Source organism: Microbacterium sp. KNMS (assembly GCF_053851835.1).
Map to the genome: position 1 here is coordinate 1 of NZ_JBSQBP010000190.1, position 241 is coordinate 241.

At 70.1% G+C, this 241-nt stretch carries 1 protein-coding gene; it reads left to right on the forward strand.

What is annotated here, in order from left to right:
* Positions 1-241: GNAT family N-acetyltransferase (locus ACWXWW_RS18310; RefSeq protein WP_455971469.1), on the forward strand; the 241-nt coding region annotated here is incomplete at both ends.

The following is a 241-nucleotide window of genomic DNA, read 5'->3' on the forward strand; positions in this document are numbered from 1 at the left end:
ACGGCGGGCAAGGTGCGGCGCCGGATGCCGACCCGCACGTCACGCCGCTCGTCGGCTGCTTCGACGGCGAACCGTTCGCGTATTTCGAGGCGTTCTGGCTGAAGGAAGACGCGCTCGCGCCGCATGTCGCGGCGCGCGACTACGACCGCGGGCTGCGGATGCTGGTCGGCGAATCGCGCTGGCGCGGCCCGCATTGCGTGGCGGGCTGGCTGCCGTCCGTCGTTCATTACCTGTTTCTCGA